We start from the raw sequence: 16817 nt of genomic DNA on the forward strand, positions 1-16817 counted from the left end.
GCTGGGTTACTTGCCCCAGCTGTCCTTCATGCCGGCCGCGCGATTGAACACCAGCCCGTTGCTCTGCCGCGTGTCCGGCACGAAGTAGCCATGCCGCTCGAACTGGAAGGCAGCCCCGCCGGCGGCCGTGGCCAGCGCGGGTTCGACATAGGCGCTGGTCGTGGTCAGGCTCGTGGCGTTAAGGTCTTCCTCCAGTCCGCCACCGCCGGGCTGGGGCGCCGCAAAAAGCCGCTCGTACAGCCGCACCTCCGCCGGCACTGCATCCGCCGCCGCCACCCAGGTGATGTTGCCCTTGACCTTGATCGCGTCCGCACCGGGCGTGCCGCTCTTGGTGTCTGGCACCAGCCTGGCCTGCACTTCGACCAGCTTGCCATCCGCGTCCCGCGTGCCGCCGGTGCATTCGATGACGTGGCCGTACTTCAGGCGCACCTTGTTGCCCGGGAACAGGCGGAAGAAGCCCTTGGGCTGCACGTCCTCGTAGTCGGTGCGCTCGATCCAGACCTCGCGGCCCAGCTTGAAGCTGCGCTTGCCCATCTCGGGGTGGTGCGGATGCACGGGCGCCGTGCATTCGTCCAAGAAGCCGGCGCCCATCAGCTCGTCCCAGTTGGTGATGACCAGCTTGACCGGGTCGAGCACGGCCATGGCGCGCGGGGCGACCGGGTCCAGGGTGTCGCGCAGCGCGGCTTCGAGGCTCGCGTAATCGATCCAGCCGCCGGACTTGGTGACGCCCGAGCGTTCGCAGAAAAGCTTCAGCGCCTCCGGCGTGTAGCCGCGGCGGCGCAGGCCGGCCAGGGTCGGCATGCGGGGGTCGTCCCAGCCGTCGACATGGCCATCCTCGACCAGCTGGCGCAGCTTGCGCTTGCTGGTGATCACGTGGGTCACGTTGAGCCGCGCGAACTCGTACTGGCGCGGATGCGGCGTGGCGATCAGGCCGCCCTCGGCCAGGCGATCGAGCAGCCAGTCGTAGAAGGGGCGCTGGTCTTCGAATTCCAGCGTGCAGATGCTGTGGGTGATCTGCTCCAGCGCGTCCTCGATCGGATGCGCGAAGGTGTACATCGGGTAGATGCACCACGTGTCGCCGGTGTTGTGGTGCGTGGCGCGGCGGATGCGGTAGAGCGCCGGGTCGCGCATGTTGATGTTGGGGCTTCCCATGTCGATCTTCGCGCGCAGCACGGCGGCGCCGTCGGCGAGCTGGCCGTCGCGCATGGCGCGGAAGCGATCGAGGTTCTCCTGCACGCTGCGGCCGCGGAAGAGGCTGTCGGTGCCCGGGGTGTTGAAGTCGCCGCGGGTGGCGCGGATTTCCTCGGCGCTCTGCTCGTCGACGTAGGCCAGGCCGGCACCGATCAGGTACTCGGCGGCGCGGTACATGAAGTCGAAGTAGTTGCTCGCGAAGTAGACGTGCTCGTTGGGCGCGCCGAGCCGGGCCGGATCGTCGGCCAGCACGGTGTCGTATCCAAGCCACTTCACGGCGTCGCGGATGGCGTCGACGTACTCCTGCTCTTCCTTCTCGGGATTGGTGTCGTCGAAGCGCAGGTGGCACACGCCGCCGTATTCCCTGGCCAGCTCGAAGTTGAGCCAGATGCTCTTGGCGTGGCCGATGTGCAGATAGCCGTTGGGCTCGGGCGGGAAGCGCAGGCGCACCCGCGCCGGGTCCTGCATGCCCTGGGCATGGTGCGCCGCATCGCCGGGGGAGCCGCCCCACTGGCGGCCGGCATAGTGGCCCTGTTCGAGGTCGTTTTCGATGACGTGGCGCAGGAAATTGCTCGGTTTGGCGGTGTCGTGGTCGGCAGGGGAAGTCATCCGTTCATTCTAGGTGGGCCCCTCGCGGCGTTACCTTTTGCAACTTTCTTCACCCGGGAATGTGAACGGCGTTGACAGTTGGCGCGTTCAATACGGGCATGGGCGGTTTGCGCCCTCCCCACAAGGAGTCCACAAAATGAGCCTCACTCGTTCCGCTTTCTTCAAATGGGCTGCCGCCGGAGCGGTCGCAGCGGGCGCGTTGTTCACCGCAACTTCGGCCAGCGCCGGCAACGTGAACTGGTCGGTCGGCATCCACACGCCGGGCGTGGTCGTGGGCGTGGGCGGTCCCCCGGTGTATTACGCGCCGCCGCCGGTCTACTATGCGCCGCCGCCGCCGGTCTACTACCGTCCGGCACCCGTGTACTACGGTCCGCCGGCCCCGGTTTACTACCGTCAGCCGCACGGCTACTACCGCCATCACTACTACCGCGGTCACGGCCACCGCCATGGTCACGGCCATGGTCATCGTCACGGCCACTGGCGCTAAGCAAGCAGACACGATTTCCCGCTGTCACATGAAAAACCGGCCCCCGAAGGGCCGGTTTTTTCATGGGCGCCTCGTTCTTACATGGCGCGGAACAGATGAGCGTAAAGGCGGCTGACCGGGATCTTCTCCTGGCGGCCGCGCAGTGCCAGGTGCAGCTTGCCGGCCTCGTCGCGATGCACCGACTCGATGGCGTCGCTGCGCACCACCATGGCGCGGTGCACCTGCCAGAAGACGCCGGCGTCGAGCTGCGGCAGCAGCTGCTTGAGCGGCGTGCGGATCAGGTATTCGTGGCTGGCGGTCAGCACGCGCACGTACTTGTCGGCCGCCTCGAAATACTGCACCTCGTCGATCGGCACCATGCGCACGGTGTTGCCGGAGCTGCCGGCCTCGCTGGCGGCAATCAGCTTGAGCGGCGTGGTGGCGCTGCCGCCGCCCGGCGGGGCGGCCGCCGCCAGCAGCTTGCGCCACTGCGAGAGGGTGCTTGCCAGTGCGTCTTCAGCCGGCACCGCGGGGGAATTGCGAAGTTCCAACGCGTCCTTCAGGCGCGCAACGGTGCGCTGCAGGCGCTCGGGCTGCACCGGCTTCAGCACGTAATCGATGGCCTGGGCGTCGAAGGCGCGGGCCGCGTACTCGTCGTAGGCGGTCACGAACACCAGTTGCGGCATCGGCGTCTCGTCGGCCGGCCAGGCATCCGCCAGTTCGGCGGCGGCGGCCAGGCCGTCCTGGCCCGGCATGCGGATGTCGAAGAACAGCACCTGCGGCAGCAGGCGCAGCGCCTCGCGCACCGCACTCTGGCCGTCTCCCGCGGTGGCGAGCACCTGCAGTTCGGGCCATGCAACGGCGAGTTCGGCGTGCAGGGCCTGGGCCAGCAACGGTTCGTCTTCGGCGATGAGGGCGGTGGGCTTCATGTAGGCAAGGGAAGGGTGATGGTGGCGCAGGTGCCGCCGGTGGGAAGCGCGCTCAGGCTCAGCGAGCCTTGCGGACCGTAGACCGTGGCGAGCCGCTCGCGCACCTGCGCGAGGCCGAAGCCGCCATCTTCGGACGGCGCCCGCGCTTTGTCGATGCCCGCGCCGGTGTCGCGCACCTCGACCAGGAGATTCTGGCCTTCGCGCCGCGCGCCGACCGTGATCTCGCCGCCTTGCACCTGGGCCTCGAGGCCGTGCCGGATGGCGTTCTCGACCAGCGGCTGCAGCAGCAGCGGCGGCACCGGCAGCTCGCGCAGGTCCTCGGGCAGCTCGAGCCTGTAGGCGAGCCGCGCGCCCATGCGCACCGACATCAGTTCGAGGTAGTCGCGCAGGCGCTGGAACTCGGCCGCCAGCGGATGCGCGAGCGCGCGCGAGCCGCTGAGCGTCACGCGCAGGTAGCTGTTGAGGCTGTCGAGCATGGCCACGGCGCGCTGCGGATCGGTGGTGATCAGCGCGCGCAGGTTGGCCAGCGTGTTGAAGAGCATGTGCGGCTCGAGCTGCGTTTCGATCAGCTTGAGCCGCGCGTCGGTGGCGTCGCGTTCGGCGAGCGCGATCTGGCCTTCGAGGTACTTGGCCTTGCCGCGGCTGTAGTAGTAGTAGCAGATCGCGATGGTCGCGACCAGCGTGATCACCAGCGTCGAGGCCAGCCGGTCCGGCGAGAGGCTCCAGAACTCCAGCATCGGCTTGCCGGTCCAGACGTCGCCGATCGCGTTGCCGCCGAGAAAGCCGATCGCGGCGCCTCCGAGGACCAGCAGGACGCCCGGCAGGCCCATCGGCCAGCGCGGGTCGCTGCGCCCGGCCAGCAGCAGGCGGCCGATGTCGATCACCAGCCAGCTGATCAGCCCGATCGAGAGCGAGTAGACGAGCTGCGATGCCCAACTGCTGCCGCGCGACATGGCCAGCGCCACCGCGATCACGCAGCAGAACACGGCGGTAGTGAGGCCGTGCCGCAGCAGGTCCTTGAGATTCTCCGGCGTGAAGGTGCGCGCCGGCGCGTCGATCACCCGCGGTCTCCGCTGCGCAGGGACTTGCGTTCGCGTTCGAGCAGGCGGTCGTAGAGATTGCCGCCCGGCGCGACAAAGAAAACGACCGCCCCGTGGATCAGGAGACCCAGGCCCCAGCCGAGCAGCGGGTACATGGCCCAGTCCTGCCCGCGCGAGGTGGCCAGCAGCACGAGGAAGAGGTTGACCAGTACATAGACGGTGGCATGGATGTACCAGCCCATCTTGGCGCCGGCGCGGCGGCGGGCGAGCCGCTCCATCGGATCATGGTTGGAGGAGGAGTCGTCGTTCATGGTGTCGCCTCTTTTCTGGAGGGGGAAGAAGATTCTGGCCGATCCTAGGCGCGTGCCGCCGGCAGTTCGGCCTGCGCGCGGTCGGCGCGCAGCGCCAGGGTCCACAGGCGCAGCGCACGGGCCGCGAAGATGCCGCTCGCGCCGCCATAGAGCGCGCTGATGCCGAGCGCGAATGCCGCCTGCTGCTTGAGCTCGGGATGCATCGCGAGCAGCACGCCGACCGCGTACCTGGTGAAGAAGATGCCCATCATGAGCGCCAGCGGGACCGCGCTGCCGGCGACATGGAATTCGCGCGCCGCGGCGTCGTAGCGCGTGCCGGCGGCGAGCGGCCTCTGCAGCACGGTCCACAGCGCGAGCGAAGCCGCGCCGGCCCAGGCCATGAGGGCCATCGGCGAACTGCCGAAGCCGGAAAGAACGCCGTAGACCGACAGACCGGTCATGGCGATCGGCATGAGGGCGATGCGGGTCAGGCTCACGCTGCCGGCGAGCAGTTGCTTCGCGCCCAGCCACACGAGGAAGGCGAAGAGCGCGAACACCCAGCGCGGGGTGTGGGCCAGGATCTGGGTCAGCATCAGCATGTCGTTTCTCCAGCTAGAGGGGTCGGAAGTTGTCGATGGAGCGGACTTTGCCGGCAGGCCGCGGCGCCCGCCACGCCCTTGCGACGAAGCGCATCCGGACGGCGCGAGTTGCAATCCGTCGTCGCCGGATGCATAGGTCAACGCCGGCTTTACCTTGGCTTTACGGTTCGTAAGAACGGGGCGCTACGATTCGGCGCTCCACTCAGGGCTGCCTCCGTACTGCCCTTTTTGACCGATGTCTTCCCCCACCCCCGAGCCTCCAGACGCCATCCCCGCCGGTCCACACGCGCCCCGGCCGCCATCGCGCCGCCGGCGCTGGCTGGGCAGCCTGGCCGCTCTGGCGCTGGTTCTGGCCCTGGGGGGCGGCGCCTGGTACCTGATCAAGCGCTCGAACGAACCGGCCGGCGGCCGCGGCGGCTTCGGCGGTGCGAGCTCCACCGTCGGCCATGCCGCGGCGCGCCGGGCCGAGCTGCCGGTCACCATCGAGGCGCTGGGCACGGTGACGCCGCTGGCGACCATCACCCTCAAGCCGCAGGTCGGCGGCGTGCTCACCGAGGTGCTCTACACCGAGGGCCAGACCGTCACCAAGGGCCAGCTGCTGGCGCGCATCGATCCGCGTCCTTACGAGCAGGCGCTGATGCAGGCCCAGGGCACGCGCGTGCGCGACGAGGCGCAGCTCGAGGCCGCGCGCGTGACGCTGGCGCGCTACCGCACGCTGCTCGGCCAGGACTCGATCGCGCGGCAGGACGTCGACACCCAGGCCGCGCTGGTCAAGCAGCTCGAAGGCACCGTGATCACCGACCGCGCGGCGGAGGCCGCCGCGAAGCTCAATGTCGAGTACACGCGCATCACCGCGCCGGTGGCCGGGCGCATCGGCCTGCGCACGGTCGACCCCGGCAACACGGTCACGGCCAATGCGAGCACCGGCATCGCCGTCATCACGCAGATGAATCCGATCGACGTGCAGTTCGCGGTGCCGCAGGACCGCCTGCCCGACATCCAGGCCCAGCTCGCCAAGGGCGTTCCGCTCACGGTGAAGGCGCTGGACCGTACGCGCAGCGTGACGCTCGACACCGGCACCTTCTCCACGCTCGACAACGTGGTCGACACCAGCACCGGCACCGTGAAGGGCAAGGCGCGCTTCGGCAATGCGGCGGTCACGCTGTTCCCGAGCCAGTTCGTCAACATCCAGATGACGCTGCGCACCGTGAACGCCATCGTGGTGCCGGTGACCGCGGTGCGCACCGGGCCCAACGGCAACTACGTCTACGTGATCAACGAAGACCGCACGGTCTCGATGCGCGCCGTCAAGCGCGGCGAGTCCACGGTCGACGTGGTGGCGATCACCGAGGGCCTGGAGGCCGGCGAGAACGTGGTGACCGAGGGCGGCGACCGCATCAAGGACGGCGCCCGCGTGCAACTGCAGGGCGACAAGCCGGTGACCGGCCCGCGCGCCGCTGCTTCGGGTCCGAGAGGCCCGCGCGGCGAAGGCAGGCGCCAGCGGCCCGCGTCACCTTGAACGAGGTGCTCTGAATGAGCCCTTCACGTCCTTTCATCGAGCGCCCGGTGGCGACCGCGCTGCTGATGGTCGCGATCGTGCTCGCCGGGCTGGTGGGCTTCCGCTTCCTGCCGCTGGCGGCGCTGCCGCAGGTCGACTACCCGACCATCCAGGTGCAGACGCTCTATCCGGGCGCCAGCCCCGAGGTGATGAGCCGCACCGTCACCGCGCCGCTGGAGCGCCAGTTCGGCCAGATGGCGGGGCTCGACCGCATGAGCTCCACCAGCTCGGCCGGCGTGTCCATCGTCACGCTGCAGTTCGCGCTCGACCAGACGCTCGACGTCGCCGAGCAGCAGGTGCAGGCCGCGATCAACGCCGGCGGCTCGCTGCTGCCTGCCGACCTGCCGGCGCCGCCCGTCTATGCCAAAGTCAATCCGGCCGATGCCCCGATCCTCACGCTCGCCGTGAGCTCCGAGACCATGCCGCTGACCGAGGTGCAGAACCTGGTGAACACGCGACTGGCGCAGAAGATCAGTCAAGTGAGCGGCGTCGGATTGGTCTCGCTGTCGGGCGGGCAGCGGCCTGCGGTGCGCATCCAGGCCGACACCAATGCGCTGGCTTCGGTCGGCATCGGCCTGGACACGCTGCGCACCGCGATCGCGGCGGCCAATGCCAACAGTGCCAAGGGCAGCTTCGACGGACCGAAGCGCGCCTACACCATCAATGCCAACGACCAGCTGGTGACGGCGGCCGACTACAAGAGCCTGATCGTCGCCTGGAAGAACGGCGCGCCGGTGCGCATGACCGACGTCGCGCGCGTGATCGACGGCGCCGAGAACACGCAGCTCGGCGCCTGGGCCGCGCAGCGCAGCGAAGACGCGAAGGCCGACAGCGAGGCAGCACCATCGCTGTACCGTGCCATCATTCTCAATGTCCAGCGCCAGCCGGGTGCCAACGTGATCGGCACGGTCGACGCGATCAAGAAGCTCTTGCCCGATCTCGAGGCCTCGCTGCCCGGCTCGCTCAAGGTCGAGGTGCTGAGCGACCGCACCACCGGCATCCGCGCCTCGGTGCACCACGTGCAGCTCGAACTCGCGCTGGCCGTGGTGCTGGTGGTGCTGGTGATCTTTTTCTTCCTGCACAGCCTGCGCGCCACCGTGATCGCGAGCATCGCGGTGCCGATCTCGCTCATCGGCACGCTGGGGCTCATGTACTTGCTGGGCTACAGCCTCAACAACCTGAGCCTGATGGCGCTCACCATCGCGACCGGCTTCGTGGTCGACGACGCGATCGTCATGATCGAGAACATCGCGCGCTATCTCGAAGAGGGCGACCCGCCCTTCAAGGCGGCGCTCAAGGGCGCGACGCAGATCGGCTTCACCATCATTTCGCTGACGGTGTCACTGGTGGCGGTGCTGATCCCGCTGCTCTTCATGGGCGACGTGGTGGGCCGGCTGTTCCGCGAGTTCGCCGTCACGCTGGCCATCACCATCCTCATTTCGGCCGTGGTTTCGTTGACGCTGGTGCCGATGATGTCGGCGCGCTGGCTCAAGCCGCAGGCCGAGGAGGGCGGGCGCTTCGGCGCGCGGGTGCAGCAGTTCATCGATCGCGTGATCGCGCGCTACGACGGCTGGCTCCAGTGGGTGCTGCGCCACCAGCCGCTGACGCTGGTGGTGGCGCTGCTCACGCTGGTGCTCACGGTGCTGCTCTACATCGCCATTCCCAAGGGCCTGTTCCCGACCCAGGACACGGGGCAGCTGCAGGCGCGCATCGAGGCGGCGCAGGACGTTTCGTTCGTGCGCATGGCCGAGCTGCAGCAGGCCGCGGCCAACGCGATCCTGGCCGACCCCGAGGTGCGCAGCATCAGCTCGGTGGTGGGCGTGGACGCGGCCAACAACACGGCGCTCAACACGGGCCGCATGCTGGTGAACCTGCGCGCCGACCGCGGCAACCAGGAAGAGACCATGCAGCGCCTGCGCGAGCGCGTGCGCGCGGTGGCGGGCGTGACGCTCTACCTGCAGCCGACGCAGGACCTGACCATCGATGCCGAGACCGGACCCACCGAGTTCCGCGTCTCGCTCGAAGGCGTGGACACCGCGACCGTGAACGAATGGGCGAGGAAGCTGGTGGAGCGCCTGCGCACCGTGCCCGAGGTGCGCAACCCGACCACCGATGCGGGCGCGCAGGGGATGGCCGCCTATGTGGACATTGACCGCAACACCGCCTCGCGGCTGTCGGTCACGGCCAGCTCGGTCGACGATGCGCTCTACAGCGCCTTCGGCCAGCGCATCGTCTCGACCATCTTCACCGAGACCAACCAGTACCGCGTGATCCTCGAGGCCCAGCGCGAGGCGCTGTCCTCGCCGCAGGGCCTGGGCAACCTGCAGCTGCGCACCGGCGCAGGCACGCCGACGCCGCTGTCCTCGCTGGCGACGGTGCGCGAGCAGCTGGCGCCGTTGCAGGTCACGCGCGTGGCGCAGTACCCGGCCGCGACCGTGGGCTTCGACACCGCCTCCGGCGTGTCGCTCGGCAAGTCGGTGGCGGCGATCCGCGCCGCGGCCAAGGACATCGCGCTGCCCGCGAGCGTGGGCATGACCTTCCTCGGCGCGGCCGGGGCCTACGAGAAGTCGCTGACCAACCAGCTGTGGCTGATCCTCGCGGCGGTGGTGTGCGTGTACATCGTGCTGGGCGTGCTCTACGAGAGCTACATCCATCCGCTGACGATCCTGTCGACCTTGCCTTCGGCGGGCGTCGGCGCGCTGCTGGCGCTGATGGTGACGGGCAACGACCTCGGCGTGATCGGGATCATCGGCATCATTCTTCTGATCGGCATCGTGAAGAAGAACGCGATCATGATGATCGACTTCGCGATCGATGCGGAGCGCCATCAGGGCAAGTCGCCGCAGGAGGCGATCCACCAGGCGGCGCTGCTGCGCTTCCGGCCGATCCTGATGACGACGCTGGCGGCACTGTTCGCCGCCTTGCCCTTGATGTTCGGCTGGGGCGAGGGGGCTGAGCTTCGGCGTCCTCTCGGCCTGGCGATCTTCGGCGGCCTGGTGGTGAGCCAGGTGCTGACGCTGTTCACGACGCCGGTGATCTATCTGGCCTTCGACCGGATGGGGCGCAGGTTCGGAGGGAAAAGGAGCCGGGCGGAGGGCCAGGAGGCATGAACCTCTCCAGGCCCTTCGTCGAGCGCCCGATCGCCACGGTCCTGCTGACGATCGGCGTCGCGCTGGCCGGCATGGTCGCCTTCTTCGCGCTGCCGGTCTCGCCGCTGCCGCAGGTCGACTTCCCCACCATCTCGGTCCAGGCCAGCCTCGCCGGCGCCAGCCCGAGCACGATGGCATCGAGCGTCGCCACGCCGCTGGAACGCCGGCTCGGCATCATCCCCGGCGTCAACGAACTGACCTCGACCAGCTCCAACGGCTCGACGCGCATCACGCTGCAGTTCGACCTGAAGCGCAACATCGACAGCGCCGCGCGCGAAGTGCAGGCGGCCATCAACGCGGCGCGCGCCGATCTGCCCGCCACCTTGCGCAGCAACCCGACCTACCGAAAGCGCAACCCGACGGCGGCGCCGGTCATGATCCTTGCGCTGACTTCCAAGACGCGCACGCCGGGACAGATCTACGAAGCGGTATCGAACATCGTCAGCCAGCGCCTGTCGCAGGTCGAAGGCGTGGGCGAGGTCGAGATCGGCGGCGGTTCGCTGCCGGCGGTGCGGGTCGAGCTCGAGCCCTTCGCGCTCAACCGCATGGGCATCAGCACCGAGGACGTGCGTGCCGCGATCCAGGCCAACAACGCGAACCGGCCCAAGGGCGCGATCGAGAGCGGCGACCGCCGGCTGCAGGTCTACACGCCCGCGGCGGGGCGACGCGCCGACGACTACCGCGACCTGGTGATCGCCTGGCGCAACGACTCCGCGGTGCGCCTGGGCGACGTGGCGCGGGTGATCGACAGCGTCGAGAACACGCGCACGCTGGGCCTTTTCAACGGTGCACCCGCCGTGGTCGTGCTGCTGACGCAGCAGCCCGGCGCCAACATCATCGAAACCGTGGACGGCGTGCGCAAGCTGCTGCCCGAACTGCGTGCGCAGCTGCCCCAGGACATCGAAATCCAGGTCGCCTCCGACCGCACCAACTCGATCCGCGCCTCGCTGCGCGAGATCGAGTTCACGCTGATGGTCTCGATCGTGCTGGTGGTACTGGTGGTAGGCCTGTTCCTGCGCAAGGCGCGCGCCACCATCATCCCGGCGGTGGCCACCGTGGTCTCGCTGCTGGGCACTTTCGGCGTGATGCACCTCTTGGGCTACAGCCTCAACAACCTGAGCCTGATGGCGCTCACGGTGGCCACCGGCTTCGTGGTGGACGACGCCATCGTGGTGCTGGAGAACACCGCGCGCCACGTCGAGGCCGGCATGAACCGCATGGAGGCGGCGCTGCGCGGCGCGCGCGAGGTGGGCTTCACGGTGCTGTCGATCAGCCTCTCGCTGGTGGCGGTGTTCATTCCGCTGCTCTTCATGGGGGACCAGGTCGGCCGATTGTTCCGCGAGTTCGCGGTCACGCTGTCGGCGGCGGTGCTGATCTCGCTCGTGATCTCGCTGACCACCACGCCGATGATGTGTGCCATGCTGCTGCGCAGCGAGGCGGAAGAGAAGCCGGGCAAGAAACCCGGCCGCGTGCGTGCCTGGCTCGGCAGCCGCGCCGAGGGTGCCTGGCAGTGGACCCTGCGCACCTACGCCCACAGCCTCGACTGGGCGCTCGCCAGCAAAGGTGTCGTGATGGTGGTGCTGCTGGCAGTGATCGCGCTCAACGTCTACCTGTTCAACGCCATCCCCAAGGGCTATTTCCCGCAGCAGGACAACGGGCAGCTCAATGCGGGTCTCAGGGCCGACCAGAGCATCTCGTCGGCGGCGGTCGCCGAGAAGCTGCGCCAGGCCGTGGACATCATCCGCAAGGACCCGGCGGTCGACACGGTGGTGGGCTTCTCGGGCGGCGGCCGTGCGGGCGGCGGCTTCATGTTCGTCAACCTCAAGCCGGTGTCCGAGCGCACCGAAAAGACGGCCGCGGTGATCGACCGCCTGCGCCCGCAACTCAACCAGCTCACCGGCCTGCGCGTGTTCCTGAACCCGGTGCAGGACCTGCGCATGGGCGGGCGTTCCAGCAACTCGAGCTACCAGTACACGCTCAAGAGCGACAACCTGGGCGACCTGCGTACCTGGTCGACCAAGCTGGCCGAGCGCCTGCGCCAGGAAACCGCGCTGACCGACATCGACAGCGACGATGCCGACAACGGCGTCGAGACCTACGTCGAGGTCGACCGCGATGCCGCGGCCCGGCTCGGCGTGACCTCGAGCGCGGTCGACAGCTCGCTCTACAACGCCTACGGCCAGCGCTCGGTGGCCACCATCTACGACGAGCTCAACCAGTACTCGGTGATCATGGAATGGGCGCCGCGCTTCCAGCGCGCGCCGATCGCGCTCAAAGACCTGTACGTGCCCTCGACGCTGAGCACCACCACCACCGCGAGCGGCGCGACCAGCACCAGCTCGCTGCAGGCCAACACCGACGCGACGACCGGCACCTCGACCGCCACCTCGGCCAACCCGGCGTCGCGCACCTCGTCGGCCGGCCAGCAGATCGCGACCAGTACCACGCCGATGGTCCCGCTCTCCGCCTTCGCCAAGCTGAGCGAGCGGGCCGTGCCGACATCGATCGACCACCAGGACACCGAGCTCGCGAGCACCGTCTCGTTCAGCCTGGCCGAAGGCGTGAGCCTGGCGCAGGCCAAGCGCATCGTCGCCCAGGCCGAGGCCGACATCGCGATGCCGGTCAACGTGCGCGGCAGCTTCCAGGGCACGGCCCTGGCGGCGCAGCAGTCGCAGGCGCAGCAGCTGTTCCTGATCCTCGCGGCGCTGATCGTGATCTACATCGTGCTCGGCGTGCTCTACGAGAGCCTGGTGCACCCCATCACGGTGCTGACCACGCTGCCTTCAGCCGGCGTCGGCGCGGTGCTGGCGCTGCTGCTGTTCCGCATGGAGTTCTCGATCATTGCGCTGATCGGCGTCTTCCTCCTGATCGGCATCGTGAAGAAGAACGCCATCCTGATCATCGACTTCGCGCTCGAGGCCGAGCGCGCGCGCGGCCTGAGCGCGGTGGAGGCGGTGCGCGAGGCCTGCCTGCTGCGCTTCCGCCCGATCCTGATGACCACGCTGGCGGCCGCGCTCGGCGCGCTGCCGCTCGCGATCGGATTCGGCCAGGGCGCGGAGCTGCGCCAGCCGCTGGGTGTCGCGATCATCGGCGGCCTGATCGCGAGCCAGCTGCTGACGCTGTTGACCACGCCGGTCGTCTACGTGCTGCTCGACAAGCTGCGCCGCCGCCCGGCCAACGAGAAATACCTGAGCCGTGCCGCAAGCTCGGCATGAAGACCTGATGACGACGAACAGAAGAACCCACCTGGCCCTGGCGCTTGCGGCCCTGCTCGCGGGCTGCGCCGTCGGCCCGCGCTACGAGCAGCCCTCCACCGCCTTGCCCGACACGTGGAAGGAGGCGGCCGCCGCCGAAGGCTGGCTGCCCGCCGCCCCAGCGGATGCGCTGGACCGCGGCGAGTGGTGGAAGCTGTTCGGCGACCCGGCGCTCGACGAGCTCGCGGCGCGCGTGCAGGTGTCGAACCAGAACATCGCCGTCGCCGTGGCCAATTACGCGCAGGCCCAGGCGCTGGTACGCGAGCAGCGCGCGGCGCTGTTCCCCAACGTGACGGCGGACGGCGGCGCCCGCCGCTCCGGCGCGCGCAACACCTCGCCTTCCAACACGGCCAGCGCCTCGCTGCAGGCCGACTGGGCGCCTGACGTCTGGGGCCGGCTGCGCCAGGCGGTCGGCGGTGCGCAGGCCAGCGCCCAGGCCAGCGAGGCCGACCTGGCCTCGGCGCGCCTCTCGGCCGTGGGTGAGCTCGCGACCAACTACTTCGCGCTGCGCGAAGCCGATGCCGAGCTGCAACTGCTGGCCGTGACGCTCCAAGGCTACGAACGCAGCCTGGAGATCGCTCGCAACCGCTACAACGCCGGCATCGCGGCCCAGACCGACGTGCTGCAGGCGCAGACGCTCTACGTCAACACCCAGGCCGAGCGCGTCGCGCTGCAGCGCACCCGCGACACACTGGAGCATGCGATCGCGGTGCTGGTCGGCGCCGCGCCGGCCGAGTTCGTTCTGCGCCCGGCCGACTGGACGCCCGTCGTGCCCGGCATCCCCGCCGGTGTGCCCTCGACCCTGCTGCAGCGCCGGCCCGACATCGCGGCGGCCGAACGCGCGGTGGCGGCCGCCAACGCGCAGATCGGCATCGCCCGTTCGGCCTACTTTCCGAGCCTGACGCTGAATGCCGCGCTCAGCAGCAGCGCGAGCCGGGTCGGCGACCTGTTCAATGCCTCGAACATGCTCTGGTCGCTGGGCCTGTCGGTCGCGCAGACGGTGTTCGATGCCGGCGCCATCGGCGCGCGCGTCGATGTGGCCAAGGCCTCGCACGAGGCCGCCGTCGCGAGCTACCGCCAGACCGTGCTCACTGCATTCCAGAATGTCGAAGACCAGCTCACCGCGGGCGCCAGCCTCGCGCAGCAGGAGGGCCTGCGCCGCGAGGCCTCGGCCGCGGCGGACCTCACCGAGCAGCAGTTCCTCAACCGCTACCGTCAGGGCCAGGTGAGCTACACCGACGTGGTGACGGCGCAGGTCTCGGCACTCAACGCGCGGCGCACGCTGCTGCAGCTGCAGGTCAATCGGCAGAGCGCGGCGGTGGCGTTGATCCAGGCGCTGGGGGGCGGGTGGCAGGCGGGGTGGAGCGCACCGCCCGCATCCTGAGTCACGCCCCGCGAGGCCGCGGCGCCTGCAGGTAGGCGCCTGATTCGAAGAGCTGCGACTCGGCCTCGTCGATGCGCCGGATCACCGGCTTGCCGGCGCGGCTGGCCAGCATTTCCACCAGCGCCTCGGTGACCGCGACGCCCGCCGCGACCGAAGGAAAGAAGGACGGGCTGTCGATCGCGAACAGCAAGGTCTCGTCCGCCAGCAGCGACAACGGCGAGGCGATGCTGTCCGTGACGGCCACGATGCGGCAGCCCGCCGCCTTCGCGGCCTGCGCGACCTGCAGCGCCTCGCGCGAGTAGGGGACGAAGCTGGCCACCACCAGCGCGTCGCCCTTGGCGAAGGCGCGCTGCTGCATCTCGAGCGAGCCGCCCTGGCCGTCGACCAGGTGCACGCTCGAGCGGAACATCCGGTAGACGTAGACGAAGGAGAAGGCGATCGGAAAGCAGGCGCGAAAGCCCGCAGCATGCACGGCGCCGGCCTTCTCCAGCACGGCGCAGGCCTTCTGCAGCGCCGCCTCGCTCTGGCGATGCGTGTTCTCGAGGTTGCGCCGCTGGACTTCGAACATCTCGCCGGCCAGGCCCTGGTCCTTGGCGCGGCCGATCAGGGTCTTGGCGCGCGCGCCGTAGGCGTCCGAGGAGCCCAGGCCCATCTCGGCGGCCACCGCGTCCTTGAACTGCGGCCAACCCGCGTAGCCCAGGTGCTGCGCAAAGCGCACCAGCGTGGCCGGCGTGCTGCCGGCGCGCGTGCCGACGCTGCGCATCGAGCTCGTCACCACGTCGTTCGGATGGTCCAGCACGTGCTTCGCGACCTGCTGCAGGGCAGGGCTCAGGCTCTCGTAGCGCTGGCGGAGATCGTCCTTGACACCCATGGGGCTTTCCTTCGTCGATGGAACGAATGTACCGGATGGAACAGTGGCGTTTCATGGACTTCTTGACGGAACAAATGTTCCAAACAATAATTAGCTCAATACATTAGTTCCATGCCTGAACCGCGATGACGCACGTCTTCCACCGCCACCTCCGCCATACGCCCCAGCTCGCCGTCGCCGCCCAGGGCATGACGATCCGCGACGCCGCGGGCCGCGCGTACCTCGACGCCTCGGGCGGGGCGGCGGTGTCCTCGCTGGGCCACGGCCACCCGGACGTGATCGCCGCGATGCATGCGCAGATCGACAAGCTCGCCTACGCCCACACCAGCTTCTTCACCAGCGAGGTCGCCGAGCAACTCGCCGACGAGCTGATCCGCACCGCGCCGGAAGGCATGAGCCATGTCTACCTGGTGAGCGGCGGCTCGGAGGCTGTGGAGTCGGCGCTCAAGATGGCGCGCCAGTACTTCGTCGAGATCGGCCAGCCGCAGCGCACGCACTTCATCGCGCGCCGCCAGAGCTACCACGGCAACACGCTGGGCGCGCTCGCGGTCGGCGGCAACGCATGGCGGCGCGCGCCCTTCGCGCCGATCCTGGTGCCGGCGACCCATGTTTCGCCCTGCTATCCCTACCGCGAGCAGCGCGCCGACGAAACGCCCGAGCACTACGGGCGGCGCCTGGCTCATGAACTCGAAGCGGCGATCCTCGGGCAGGGGCCCGACAGCGTGATCGCCTTCGTCGCCGAAACGGTGGGCGGCGCGACCGCCGGCGTGCTGACGCCGGTGCCCGGCTACTTCAAGGCGGTGCGCGAGGTCTGCGACCGCTACGGCGTGCTGCTGATCCTCGACGAAGTGATGTGCGGCATGGGCCGCACGGGCACGCTCTATGCCAGCGAGCAGGAAGGCGTGGTGCCTGATCTGGTCACCATCGCCAAGGGCCTGGGCGGCGGCTACCAGCCGGTCGGCGCGGTGCTGGCGCAGCGCAAGATCGTCGAGGCGATGTCGCAGGGCAGCGGCTTCTTCCAGCATGGCCACACCTACCTCGGGCATCCGGTGGCCTGCGCCGCGGCGCTGGCGGTGCAGGAGGTGATCCATCGCGACGGGCTTCTCGCCAAGGTGCGCGCGGACGGCGAGGCCTTCGGCGCCATGCTGCGCGAGATGCTGGGCGCCCATCCGAACGTGGGCGACATCCGCGGCCGCGGCTTCTTCTGGGGCGTGGAGCTGGTGGCCGAGCGCGCGGGCAAGGCGCCTTTCGCGCCGGCGCTGAACCTGCACGTGCGCATCAAGAAGGAAGCCATGGCGCAGGGGCTGCTGTGCTATCCCTTCGGCGGCACGGTCGACGGCAGGCTCGGCGACCACGTGCTCTTGGCACCGCCTTTCATCGCGACTCGGCAGGACCTGCGCGAGATCGCGACGCGGCTCGCGGCGTCCATCGACGCCGTCGTGCGCGGCCTCTGATTTCTTCCACCATTCCGAGGAGC

12 protein-coding genes are annotated in these 16817 nt (G+C 69.3%); 6 read left to right on the top strand and 6 right to left on the bottom strand.

What is annotated here, in order from left to right:
* Positions 1-6: 6 nt before the first annotated feature.
* Positions 7-1800, bottom strand: coding sequence for a glutamine--tRNA ligase/YqeY domain fusion protein (locus AC3A6B_RS15290; protein WP_487837540.1), 1794 nt, complete (start codon positions 1798-1800; stop codon positions 7-9).
* 136 nt (positions 1801-1936) lie between these two features.
* Here AC3A6B_RS15290 and AC3A6B_RS15295 point away from each other — a divergent pair, with 136 nt between their 5' ends.
* Positions 1937-2287: a hypothetical protein gene (locus tag AC3A6B_RS15295; RefSeq protein ID WP_487837541.1), complete on the top strand. Its 351-nt coding sequence runs from the start codon at positions 1937-1939 to the stop codon at positions 2285-2287.
* A 77-nt stretch (positions 2288-2364) separates the two neighbouring features.
* Here the strand turns inward: AC3A6B_RS15295 and AC3A6B_RS15300 are convergent, their stop codons facing one another.
* Genes AC3A6B_RS15300 through AC3A6B_RS15315 form a run of 4 tightly spaced genes read right to left on the bottom strand, consistent with a single transcriptional unit; the run spans position 2365 to position 5124 of the window.
* Positions 2365-3195, bottom strand: a complete 831-nt coding sequence (locus AC3A6B_RS15300) for a LytR/AlgR family response regulator transcription factor (protein WP_487837542.1) — start codon at positions 3193-3195, stop codon at positions 2365-2367.
* On the bottom strand, positions 3192-4256 hold the full coding sequence (locus AC3A6B_RS15305) for a sensor histidine kinase (protein WP_487837543.1): 1065 nt from the start codon (positions 4254-4256) through the stop codon (positions 3192-3194). The genes AC3A6B_RS15300 and AC3A6B_RS15305 overlap by 4 nt, the downstream gene beginning before the upstream one ends.
* Complete coding sequence (locus AC3A6B_RS15310; protein WP_487837544.1) at positions 4253-4546, bottom strand: 2TM domain-containing protein; 294 nt, start codon at positions 4544-4546, stop codon at positions 4253-4255. The genes AC3A6B_RS15305 and AC3A6B_RS15310 overlap by 4 nt, the downstream gene beginning before the upstream one ends.
* A 44-nt stretch (positions 4547-4590) precedes the next feature.
* On the bottom strand, positions 4591-5124 hold the full coding sequence (locus AC3A6B_RS15315; protein ID WP_487837545.1) for a DUF6622 family protein: 534 nt from the start codon (positions 5122-5124) through the stop codon (positions 4591-4593).
* A gap of 235 nt (positions 5125-5359) precedes the next feature.
* On the opposite strand from AC3A6B_RS15315, the gene AC3A6B_RS15320 reads away from it, so the two are divergent.
* From AC3A6B_RS15320 to AC3A6B_RS15335, 4 genes are read left to right on the top strand one after another with little or no spacing between them, the layout of a single operon-like run.
* Entirely contained in the window at positions 5360-6643 is a 1284-nt protein-coding gene (locus AC3A6B_RS15320; protein WP_487837546.1) for an efflux RND transporter periplasmic adaptor subunit, read from the top strand.
* A 14-nt stretch (positions 6644-6657) separates the two neighbouring features.
* On the top strand, positions 6658-9792 hold the full coding sequence (locus AC3A6B_RS15325) for an efflux RND transporter permease subunit (protein ID WP_487837547.1): 3135 nt from the start codon (positions 6658-6660) through the stop codon (positions 9790-9792).
* Positions 9789-13046, top strand: coding sequence for an efflux RND transporter permease subunit (locus AC3A6B_RS15330; protein WP_487837548.1), 3258 nt, complete (start codon positions 9789-9791; stop codon positions 13044-13046). Before AC3A6B_RS15325 ends, AC3A6B_RS15330 begins: the two co-directional genes overlap by 4 nt.
* Before the next feature lie 7 nt (positions 13047-13053).
* A complete protein-coding gene (locus AC3A6B_RS15335; RefSeq protein WP_487837549.1) occupies positions 13054-14469 on the top strand; it encodes an efflux transporter outer membrane subunit in 1416 nt (471 codons plus the stop codon).
* Position 14470: 1 nt separating this feature from the next.
* Here AC3A6B_RS15335 and AC3A6B_RS15340 read toward each other — a convergent pair whose 3' ends face one another.
* The gene (locus tag AC3A6B_RS15340; protein ID WP_487837550.1) at positions 14471-15340 is read right to left on the bottom strand and encodes a MurR/RpiR family transcriptional regulator; all 870 of its coding nucleotides are present in this window, start codon (positions 15338-15340) and stop codon (positions 14471-14473) included.
* A 125-nt stretch (positions 15341-15465) separates the two neighbouring features.
* On the opposite strand from AC3A6B_RS15340, the gene AC3A6B_RS15345 reads away from it, so the two are divergent.
* Positions 15466-16794 carry an aspartate aminotransferase family protein gene (locus tag AC3A6B_RS15345; RefSeq protein WP_487837551.1) on the top strand — a complete coding sequence of 443 codons (1329 nt, stop codon included), beginning with the start codon at positions 15466-15468 and terminating at the stop codon, positions 16792-16794.
* The last annotated feature ends 23 nt before the right edge of the window (positions 16795-16817 follow it).

The sequence above is a fragment of the Variovorax sp. Soil_C_33 genome, from assembly GCF_057656935.1.